Here is a 5,713-nt window from a genome sequence, read left to right as displayed (position 1 = left end):
TGGCAACCAATCGGCTCAACATTATCAACTGACTGTTGCACTTGGAACCTGAGGCCGCCCAGCCATTAAAGCTATAGCACTAATAACTCTTTTGTCTATACCGGTCGCCCCAGATAAACGCTTGTCCGACGTGCAACTTTATCAAGCTCGATTACCCATGGAATTTATTGAGAAAAGTTTGCGAAAACGGCAAAAGCGGCTAGCTTCAGAGTTCGCAGGCTGAACAGAGCGTTTGCTCTGGTTGTACATGGAGGTGCCAGCGCACGGGGCCTGCAACAGGGCTGTCGGCACTCTCCAGGAGTCAAGTGAAGGAAATTTCCTACTTCACAACGCCATGAACTGATCCAAGTCAGATCATGGCCCAGGCGACGGATTTATTCTGTGGTCAACTTTCTCCTGGTACGGAGTTGTTAAATGTCTGATTCTTCCGGAAAACTAAAACTCGGCGCACTCGTTGCACTCGTCGTCGGTTCGATGATTGGCGGCGGTATTTTCTCGCTGCCGCAAAACATGGCCGCCAGCGCAGGGGTTGGCGCCGTACTGATCGGCTGGGCGATCACCGCAGTCGGCATGCTGACCCTGGCTTTCGTGTTCCAGACCCTGGCCAACCGCAAACCTGATCTGGACGGCGGGGTATACGCCTACGCCAAGGCCGGCTTCGGCGACTACATGGGCTTCTCCTCGGCGTGGGGCTACTGGATCAGCGCCTGGCTGGGCAACGTCGGTTACTTCGTGCTGCTGTTCAGTACCCTGGGCTACTTCTTCCCCATCTTCGGTGAAGGCAACACCCCCGCTGCCGTCATCGGCGCCTCGGTGTTGCTGTGGGCGGTGCACTTCCTGGTACTGCGCGGCATCAAGGAAGCGGCGTTCATCAACCTGGTCACCACCGTTGCCAAGGTGGTACCGCTGGTGCTGTTCGCGCTGATCTGCGTGTTCGCCTTCCGCCTCGACATCTTCACCGCCGACATCTGGGCCACCGGCACGCCGGAGCTGGGCAGCGTGATGAACCAGGTGCGCAACATGATGCTGGTCACCGTCTGGGTGTTCATCGGCATCGAGGGTGCGAGCATCTTTTCTTCGCGGGCGGAAAAACGCGCCGACGTGGGCAAGGCCACGGTCATCGGCTTCATCACCGTGTTGCTGTTCCTGGTGCTGGTCAACGTGCTCTCGCTGGGCGTGATGACGCAACCGGAGCTGGCCAAACTGCAGAACCCGTCGATGGCTGCCGTGCTGGAACATGTGGTCGGCCACTGGGGCGCTGTACTGATCAGCGTCGGCCTGATCATCTCGCTGCTCGGCGCCCTGCTCTCATGGGTGCTGCTGTGCGCCGAGATCATGTTCGCCGCTGCCAAGGATCACACCATGCCGGAGTTCCTGCGCCGCGAGAATGCCAACCAGGTGCCGGCCAACGCCCTGTGGCTTACCAACGCCATGGTGCAGATCTTCCTGGTGATCACGCTGTTCTCCGCCAGCACCTACCTGTCACTGATCTACCTCGCCACCTCGATGATCCTGGTGCCCTACCTGTGGTCGGCAGCCTATGGCTTCCTGCTGGCCATGCGCGGTGAAACCTACGAGCAGGCTGCCAGCGAACGCAGCAAAGACCTGCTCATCGGCGCCATCGCACTGATTTACGCCATCTGGCTGTTGTATGCAGGCGGCATGAAGTACCTGCTGCTCTCCGCCCTGCTGTATGCCCCTGGCGTCATCCTGTTTGCCAAGGCCAAGCGTGAAATTGGCCAACCGATCTTCACCAACGTGGAAAAACTGATCTTTGCGGCTGTGGTCATCGGCGCCTTGGTGGCGGCCTATGGCCTGTATGACGGCTTCCTGACCCTGTGACCCACGTCTTCGCTCAATTGGAGGAAAGAACCATGTCCGCTGAAAAACAGAAGTACGGTGTGCACTCCGAAGCCGGCAAGCTGCGCAAGGTAATGGTTTGCGCCCCAGGGCTTGCGCACAAGCGCCTGACCCCGAGCAACTGCGACGAACTGCTGTTCGATGATGTGATCTGGGTCGACCAGGCCAAACGCGACCATTTCGACTTCGTCACCAAGATGCGCGAGCGCGGCGTGGATGTGCTTGAGATGCACAACCTGCTGACCGACATCGTGCAGAACAAAGACGCGCTGAAGTGGATCCTTGACCGCAAGATCACCCCTGACACCGTAGGTGTGGGCCTGACCAACGAAGTGCGCAGCTGGCTCGAAGGCCTCGAGCCGCGCCACCTGGCCGAGTTCCTGATCGGCGGTGTGGCCGGCCAGGACCTGCCGCAGAGCGAAGGCGCCGACGTGGTCAAGATGTACAACGATTACCTGGGCCACTCCAGTTTCATTCTGCCACCGCTGCCGAACACCCAGTTCACCCGCGACACCACCTGCTGGATCTATGGCGGCGTCACGCTGAACCCGATGTACTGGCCGGCGCGACGTCAGGAAACGCTGCTGACCACTGCCATCTACAAATTCCACCCGCAATTCACCGGTGCCGACTTCCAGGTCTGGTACGGCGACCCGGACAAAGACCACGGCAACGCCACCCTTGAAGGCGGTGACGTGATGCCGATCGGCAAAGGCATCGTGCTCATCGGCATGGGCGAGCGCACTTCACGCCAGGCCATCGGGCAGCTGGCGCAAAACCTGTTCGCCAAGGGTGCAGTGGAAAAGGTCATCGTCGCCGGCCTGCCGAAGTCCCGCGCTGCCATGCACCTGGATACCGTGTTCAGCTTCTGCGACCGCGACCTGGTCACGATCTTCCCCGAAGTGGTGAAAGAAATCGTGCCATTCATCATCCGCCCGGACGAAAGCAAGCCCTACGGCATGGACGTGCGCCGCGAGCACAAGTCGTTCATCGAAGTGGTGGGCGAGCAACTGGGCGTCAAGCTGCGCGTGGTCGAGACCGGCGGCAACAGCTTCGCCGCCGAGCGCGAACAGTGGGATGACGGCAACAACGTGGTGGCGGTGGAGCCTGGCGTGGTCATCGGCTACGACCGCAACACCTACACCAACACCTTGCTGCGCAAGGCCGGCATCGAGGTCATCACCATCAGCGCCGGCGAGCTGGGCCGGGGCCGTGGCGGCGGCCACTGCATGACCTGCCCGATCGTGCGCGACCCCATCGATTACTAACGACCATTTCCCCGGCTGCCCCCACAAGGCGGTGGCCGGGCCGATTACCGAACTCAAGGAGAATCACCATGGCGTTCAACATCCATAACCGCAACCTGCTCAGCCTCGAACACCACAGCACCCGCGAGCTGAAGTACCTGCTGGACCTGTCCCGCGACCTCAAGCGTGCCAAGTACACCGGTACCGAACAGCAGCACCTGAAGGGCAACAATATCGCCCTGATCTTCGAGAAAACCTCGACCCGCACCCGTTGCGCCTTCGAAGTGGCCGCCTATGACCAAGGCGCCAATGTCACCTACATCGACCCCAACTCTTCGCAGATCGGCCACAAAGAAAGCATGAAGGACACCGCCCGCGTACTCGGGCGCATGTACGATGCCATCGAGTATCGCGGCTTCAAGCAGGAAATCGTCGAAGAGCTGGCCAAGTTCGCCGGGGTGCCGGTGTTCAACGGCCTGACCGACGAGTACCACCCGACCCAGATGATCGCCGACGTGCTGACCATGCGTGAGCACAGCGACAAGCCGCTGCACGACATCAGCTATGCCTACCTGGGCGACGCCCGCAACAACATGGGCAACTCGCTGCTGCTGATCGGCGCCAAGCTCGGTATGGACGTGCGGATCGCTGCGCCCAAGGCGCTGTGGCCGCATGACGACCTGGTCGAGCGCTGCAAGCAGTACGCTGAGGAAAGCGGTGCACGCATCACCCTTACCGAGGACCCGAAAGCCGCAGTCAAAGGCGTGGACTTCGTGCACACCGACGTCTGGGTGTCGATGGGTGAGCCGATCGAAGCCTGGGGCGAGCGCATCAAGCAGCTCAAACCCTATCAGGTGAACACGGAACTGATGAAGTCCACCGGCAATCCGCGGACCAAATTCATGCACTGCCTGCCGGCGTTCCACAACTCCGAGACCAAGGTCGGCAAGCAGATCGCCGAACAGTATCCGGACCTGGCCAATGGCATCGAAGTGACCGACGACGTGTTCGAGTCGCCCGCCTGCATCGCCTTCGAACAGGCGGAAAACCGCATGCACACGATCAAGGCGATCCTGGTGTCGACCCTGGCTGATCTCTGATAAGCACCTCGGTAGTGTGGGAGCCGGCTTGCCGGCGATGCAGGCAACACGGTGCATGGCACCGGCTTCGCCGGTGATCGCCGGCAAGCCTGCTCCCACACAGAAACGAGGCGCTCCCCCCATCTTCGCAAAGGACATTCCCATGCGAATCGTTGTTGCATTGGGCGGCAACGCCCTGCTGCGCCGCGGCGAGCCCATGACCGCTGACAACCAGCGCGCCAATATCCGCACCGCCACCGAGCAGATCGCCAAGATTCACCCCGGCAACGAACTGGTCATCGCCCACGGTAACGGTCCCCAGGTTGGCTTGCTGTCATTGCAGGCGCTGTCGTACAAACCCGACGAAGCCTATCCGCTGGACGTGCTCGGTGCCGAAACCGAAGGCATGATCGGTTACATGATCGAACAGGAGCTGGGTAACCTGCTGGCGTTCGAAGTGCCGTTCGCCACCCTGCTGACCCAGGTCGAAGTCGATGCCAACGATCCGGCCTTCAAGGACCCGACCAAGTTCATCGGCCCGGTCTACAGCAAGGAAGAAGCCGAACGCCTGGCCAAGGAAAAAGGCTGGGTGGTCAAAGCCGACGGCGACAAATACCGCCGTGTGGTGGCCAGCCCCAAACCCAAGCGCATCTTCGAGATCCGCCCGATCAAGTGGCTGCTGGAAAAAAACAGCATCGTGATCTGCGCAGGCGGTGGCGGCATCCCCACCATGTACGATGAAAACCGCAAGCTCAAAGGCATCGAAGCGGTCATCGACAAGGACCTGTGCTCGGCGCTTTTGGCCGAGCAACTGGAAGCCGACCTTCTGATAATCGCCACTGACGTCGATGCGGCTTACATTGACTGGGGCAAGCCCACGCAAAAAGCCATTGCCCAGGCCCACCCCGACGAGCTCGAACGCCTGGGCTTCGCCGCCGGTTCCATGGGGCCGAAGGTGCAGGCCGCCAGCGATTTCGCCCGCGCCACCGGCAAGGTCGCAGTGATCAGCTCGCTGGAGAATATCGAGGACATCGTCAAAGGCACCGCCGGCACCCGTGTTTCAACGGCCAAGCCCGGCATCAGCTACCGTTGAATGCAGTAGGCGGGCGCAGGCCGCCCGCCATTTTCGACCCTCCGGAGGATTCCGCCATGGCCCAGTACCAATCTGGTCACGTGCATATCGAGCGCACTGCGCTGAACGCCAATGACCACAGCTACGACCTCAGCATCGAGTACGAAGCGACTCAGGACCCCAGGGAAGGCCGAGGTATCCAGTTCCATATGCGAGGCAGCATCGAGGGCAAGGAGGTCAGCGAAACCTTCTTTCTGCCCAAGGACCAGGTACTGCCGAGCTTCCTGATGATCTTGAGCCGCAAGGCCCAATCTCACCTGCCACCGCACAAGAAATTTGAAACGCTCAGTTCACCGCACAAGATCTACGACCAGATGTTCGAGGACATCCGCGCCAAACTGGATGTGAAATCCGGCGATTCGATCAAGCCTGAACATCTAGAGTGAACCTAATCG

The 5,713-nt window shown here is 60.4% G+C and carries 5 protein-coding genes; all 5 read left to right on the top strand.

What is annotated here, in order from left to right; all coding sequences use genetic code 11:
* Window positions 1–414: 414 nt before the first annotated feature.
* The gene (arcD, locus tag BLX42_RS10620) at window positions 415–1,842 is read left to right on the top strand and encodes an arginine-ornithine antiporter (RefSeq protein ID WP_046784424.1); all 1,428 of its coding nucleotides are present in this window, start codon (window positions 415–417) and stop codon (window positions 1,840–1,842) included.
* Window positions 1,843–1,874: 32 nt separating this feature from the next.
* The gene (gene arcA / locus BLX42_RS10615) at window positions 1,875–3,128 is read left to right on the top strand and encodes an arginine deiminase (protein ID WP_115273961.1); all 1,254 of its coding nucleotides are present in this window, start codon (window positions 1,875–1,877) and stop codon (window positions 3,126–3,128) included.
* Window positions 3,129–3,196: 68 nt separating this feature from the next.
* The gene (locus BLX42_RS10610; RefSeq protein ID WP_012316037.1) at window positions 3,197–4,207 is read left to right on the top strand and encodes an ornithine carbamoyltransferase; all 1,011 of its coding nucleotides are present in this window, start codon (window positions 3,197–3,199) and stop codon (window positions 4,205–4,207) included.
* Between the two features lie 142 nt (window positions 4,208–4,349).
* On the top strand, window positions 4,350–5,279 hold the full coding sequence (gene arcC, locus BLX42_RS10605; protein ID WP_115273960.1) for a carbamate kinase: 930 nt from the start codon (window positions 4,350–4,352) through the stop codon (window positions 5,277–5,279).
* 56 nt (window positions 5,280–5,335) lie between these two features.
* Window positions 5,336–5,704 carry a DUF5064 family protein gene (locus BLX42_RS10600; RefSeq protein ID WP_161871754.1) on the top strand — a complete coding sequence of 123 codons (369 nt, stop codon included), beginning with the start codon at window positions 5,336–5,338 and terminating at the stop codon, window positions 5,702–5,704.
* The last annotated feature ends 9 nt before the right edge of the window (window positions 5,705–5,713 follow it).

Source organism: Pseudomonas sp. SG-MS2, from assembly GCF_009933855.1.
GTDB classification, from domain to species: Bacteria; Pseudomonadota; Gammaproteobacteria; order Pseudomonadales; family Pseudomonadaceae; genus Aquipseudomonas; species Aquipseudomonas putida_E.
This window is presented reverse-complemented; position numbering and strand designations above follow the sequence as displayed.

Excerpts from the sequence above, each read along its gene's own strand:
- arcA (WP_115273961.1), top strand. The coding sequence starts at position 1,875 with ATGTCCGCTGAAAAACAGAAGTACGGTGTGCACTCCGAAGCCGGCAAG.
- arcC (WP_115273960.1), top strand. The coding sequence starts at position 4,350 with ATGCGAATCGTTGTTGCATTGGGCGGCAACGCCCTGCTGCGCCGCGGC.
- arcD (WP_046784424.1), top strand. The coding sequence starts at position 415 with ATGTCTGATTCTTCCGGAAAACTAAAACTCGGCGCACTCGTTGCACTC.
- BLX42_RS10610 (WP_012316037.1), top strand. The coding sequence starts at position 3,197 with ATGGCGTTCAACATCCATAACCGCAACCTGCTCAGCCTCGAACACCAC.
- BLX42_RS10600 (WP_161871754.1), top strand. The coding sequence starts at position 5,336 with ATGGCCCAGTACCAATCTGGTCACGTGCATATCGAGCGCACTGCGCTG.